The following is a 4073-nucleotide window of genomic DNA, read 5'->3' as shown; positions in this document are numbered from 1 at the left end:
GTACTGATCCACAAAATAAAAGATCAGGTGGTATTTCAGCCTTCATCGTTGAGAGCGATACCCCTGGTATTACTTTGGGTAAAATTGACAAAAAAATGGGTCAAAAAGGTGCTCATACCTGTGATGTTATCTTTGATAATTGTGTGGTGCCTGCTGATGCTTTGATTGGTGGTATCGAAGGTGTAGGTTTCAAAACTGCGATGAAAGTACTTGATAAAGGACGCCTACATATTGCTGCAGCGAGTACCGGAGCCGCTACTCGAATGTTGGATGATGCATTACATTATGCCGTTGAGCGTAAGCAATTTGGGCAACCAATTGCTAATTTCCAGCTTATTCAAGCGATGCTCGCTGATTCAAAAGCAGAAATTTATGCGGCTAAATCTATGGTATTAGATGCGTCACGTCTGCGCGATGAAGGTAAAGATGTCGTCACCGAATCATCCTGTGCCAAGATGTTTGCCACCGAAATGTGTGGCCGTGTTGCTGATAGAGCCGTACAAATCCATGGCGGTGCTGGCTATATTGCAGATTATGGCATTGAGCGTTTTTATCGTGATGTACGCTTATATCGTTTATATGAAGGTACTACCCAGATTCAGCAAATTATTATTGCCCGTAATATGATTAAAGAAGTGAGTAAATAGTCATTTGTTTCATGAGCAAGGCGATACCGGTATTTGCTAGGACGTAGATACCGTAATAAAGACACTATCAAAATAGTTTTTTATTCTCACAACGATAAGGATATGTATTGTGAAAAGTGCCGCTATAACTTCAAATCCAAGCTTAAATTCTACCCAGAAGCAACCTTGGAAACTAGCCTTCTTTTTTTGTTTTCTAGTTTTATTATGTGATGGGGCTGATATTGGTATTCTTGCCTTTACGCTTTCAAGTCTAAAACAAGAATTTGGATTGACCAATGTACAAGCAGGTGCTTTGGGCAGTTGGTCATTATTTGGCATGGCAATCGGTGGATTTTTCGGCGGTTGGGCATGTGATCGTTTTGGGCGGGTACGTGTCATCGTAGTTGCGACAGCACTCTTCTCTATCTTATCTGGCTTTAGTGGATTTGTGCAAAGCTATGAGCAGTTTATAGCATTACGGTTTACCGCTTGTTTGGGTCTTGGTAGTTTATACATCGCGACTAATACTTTGATGTCTGAGATGGTACCTACCAAACATCGAACGACTGTGCTTGCAGCGTTGATGACAGGTTTTACTTTAGGGTCTTTGGTTATTACTAGCATTTCAGCTTGGATTATTCCAAGTTATGGTTGGCGCACTCTGTATCTTTTAACATTTATACCTATCATTCTCTCGATATCGATGTACTTTCTTATATCTGAACCACAGTCTTGGAAAGAGTCACGTGCCCTTAAACTCAGTGGCTCCAAAAACTCACTCCAAAAACCTGAAAATCCCTATAAGGCCATATTTGAAAATCCAAAGCATCGCATCATGTTTATTTTATGGTCTATGAGTTCAGGACTTTTATTATTCGGTTATTTTGGCGTAAGCAACTGGTTACCTTCTTACCTAGAAACTGAACTGGGTATCAAGTTTAAGGAGATGGCACTATATATGGCGGGTACTTATTTGACTATGATGTTTGCTAAAGTAGTTGCCGGCGTAGTGGCTGATAAAATAGGTCGTAAGATAGTATTTGCTTTCGGTACTATGGGTACCGCACTATTTATACCGGTATTGGTCTATATGCATACGCCAGAAAACATCGGTTGGTTAATGCTAACTTTTGGTTTCTTGTATGGCATCCCTTATGCTATCAATGCTACTTATTTAACGGAAAGTTTTCCCACTGCTATTCGAGGTACTGCTATTGGCGGTGCATTCAATATCGGACGGTTAGGATCGGTGATTGCTCCTGTCGCCATTGGTTATATGGCCATGCAAAACTCTATCGGCGCAGGTTTATTACTGATGGCAGGGGCATACTTCTTATGTGGTCTTATTCCAACTTTGTTCATCAAAGAACAGCAGTATGATCCGCAAAAGGCGTAATACTATTCAATATATATACCGCATAGCGAAATAGCTTATAATAACTATGTCAGTAATTTAAATGCACCTTTAACATAGTATTGTTAAAGGTGCAGAACACTATTAGCGTACAACCGTTTTTTATTATAAAAATACAATAAGCATCATATTTATACTAACTTAATTGAGATTAAAAATAATATATGACAACTAAAAACCTTATGGAAGACAGCTCTAAAAATACAACACATATTGAGTTGCTAGAGCCGATTGCAGAGATGAGAGATCAACATGACAGGCAATTCGTCACAGCTTTGGCTCGAGGACTTGAGCTGCTTCGTTGTTTTACACCGCAACGTCCTTATCTTGGCAATCAAGACCTCAGTCAATTAACAGGGCTTCCTAAAGGAACGATCACTCGTCTTACTTATACTTTAGTCAAGTTAGGCTATTTAAAGCAATCATCAAATAGTAGTAAATATCAACTCTCTGCAGGCGTGTTGGGATTTGGCTACACGATGATGGCCAATATCTCTATTAATAATTTGGTAACGCCGTACATGGAAGAACTGGCAGATTATGCTAATAGTGCCGTTGCTATGGCAACCCGTGATCGACTAACCATGGTATATCTAAATGTCGTTCAAGGTTCTAGCACGACTACGATGCGGCGCAATGTCGGTTCGTACTTACCTATTCATTTAAGTTCAATGGGAAGAGCATGTTTAGCAAGCATGCCGCAGGCTGAGCAAGAGTTCATTCTTGATGCCATTCGTACTAAGCACAAAGATGATTGGCTGAAAATTAGGCGAGGACTGGATAAAGCCTTTAAAGATTATGATGATTATGGGTATTGTTTTTCGATTAGTGAATGGCAGAAAGATGTGAATGCGGTTGCTACAGCCTTGATGCATCCTACTGAGGGTCTACTGACCTTTAATTGTGGCGCGCCAAACTTCGTCCTTAGCCGTGACAAACTAGAGGAAGATATCGCACCTCGTCTATTGCATATGAAAAATAATATTCAAGATAATCTTTACATCAGCTAGAACACAGTCACAAAATCTTCTTTAGGTTTCAATAAATTTCTAGAAAACAAAAAAGTATAATGGCTTTTTTTGGTGAGTTTACAAACAAATACCTTTCTGGAAAACTTAAAAACTTTATAACCATTAGACTATAGGGTTTTAAATATTTTTCTTAGGGTCTGTTATAAAAAATAATGTTCAAGCACTGCCGCAAGAGACAAGACTAAATCATTAACTAACGCAAATCATCCACGACCGCAAGCATAGCAACTAACGATGCTTCTCCTAATTTAATAGAACGCTCAGGTGACCAGCCTGTATCGGCATCAGGGACATTATTGTTGTCTATAAATGGCATCTCCAAGGTATTGGCAAGGCAGTCAAAACGTTCAGCTACCCAGTGAGTGGCAAGAGTCATATTTGCTGTACCCGGTGCATCAATGGCATAGCCCTCTTCAGTCTTAAAATCCGCGCTGGCGAGTTTCAGTACTTCTGCAAACCTATCCCGTAGACGCGCAAGGCGGGCGTTATAACTTGGCGTCCCTTGAGAGCCAGCAAGAAATACAAAAGGAATCTCTTCATCACCGTGTACATCATAAAACAGATCGACTCCTGTTGCCTCCATTTTATTAATGACCTAAAACACTTCAGGACTTTTTTCTAAACTTGGATTTGACCATTCACGGTTTAGGTTTGTCCCAACTGCATTGGTTCGAAGATATCCGCGCACGCTACCATCTGGGTTCATATTCGGCACAATGTAGAAGTTCGCTTTTTCTAATAGCAATTTGCCGGTAGCATTATCGTTGTCTAATCAGCTATACATAAGACCTTCGACCAACCACTCAGCCATCGTCTCGCCAAGATGCTGACGCGCGTTGATCCAAATCTTGCGTTTACTCTCGTCAGTACTGCTATCACCATCACTAATTTTAACTAAGGTTAAATCGCGCTTATCAAGAGTATCGCCTAAATGCTCTAAAGCCATGAACGGGTGCATTTGTACGGCTGCTAATAAATCTTGATGACGCTCATAGCTGTAAG

Annotated in this window: 4 protein-coding genes and 1 pseudogene; 3 read left to right on the top strand and 2 right to left on the bottom strand. The window is 40.3% G+C overall.

Features of this window, described 5'->3' with window-relative positions:
- The 3 genes from VLN09_RS11020 to VLN09_RS11010 form a co-directional block, all read left to right on the top strand.
- The coding region (locus VLN09_RS11020) for an acyl-CoA dehydrogenase (RefSeq protein WP_325246480.1) at positions 1-647 on the top strand (647 nt) is incomplete at its 5' end.
- Between the two features lie 109 nt (positions 648-756).
- A complete protein-coding gene (locus tag VLN09_RS11015) occupies positions 757-2022 on the top strand; it encodes an MFS transporter (protein ID WP_414709127.1) in 1266 nt (421 codons plus the stop codon).
- A gap of 182 nt (positions 2023-2204) precedes the next feature.
- Positions 2205-3050, top strand: coding sequence for an IclR family transcriptional regulator (locus VLN09_RS11010; protein ID WP_325246478.1), 846 nt, complete (start codon positions 2205-2207; stop codon positions 3048-3050).
- Between the two features lie 214 nt (positions 3051-3264).
- Here VLN09_RS11010 and VLN09_RS11005 read toward each other — a convergent pair whose 3' ends face one another.
- The gene (locus VLN09_RS11005; protein WP_325246476.1) at positions 3265-3654 is read right to left on the bottom strand and encodes a hypothetical protein; all 390 of its coding nucleotides are present in this window, start codon (positions 3652-3654) and stop codon (positions 3265-3267) included.
- Positions 3655-3666: 12 nt separating this feature from the next.
- Positions 3667-4017: pseudogene (locus tag VLN09_RS11000) on the bottom strand (M14 family zinc carboxypeptidase).
- Positions 4018-4073: the final 56 nt, after the last annotated feature.

It is taken from the genome of Psychrobacter sp. (assembly GCF_035469765.1).
Classification (GTDB): domain Bacteria; phylum Pseudomonadota; class Gammaproteobacteria; order Pseudomonadales; family Moraxellaceae; genus Psychrobacter.
Note: the sequence above shows the minus strand (reverse complement) of the source record. Positions and strands in the feature narration are given on the sequence as shown.

What these genes read in the sequence shown, in the direction of transcription:
- VLN09_RS11010 (WP_325246478.1), top strand. Translation starts at nt 2,205, where the DNA reads ATGACAACTAAAAACCTTATGGAAGACAGCTCTAAAAATACAACACAT.
- VLN09_RS11005 (WP_325246476.1), bottom strand. Translation starts at nt 3,654, where the DNA reads ATGGAGGCAACAGGAGTCGATCTGTTTTATGATGTACACGGTGATGAA.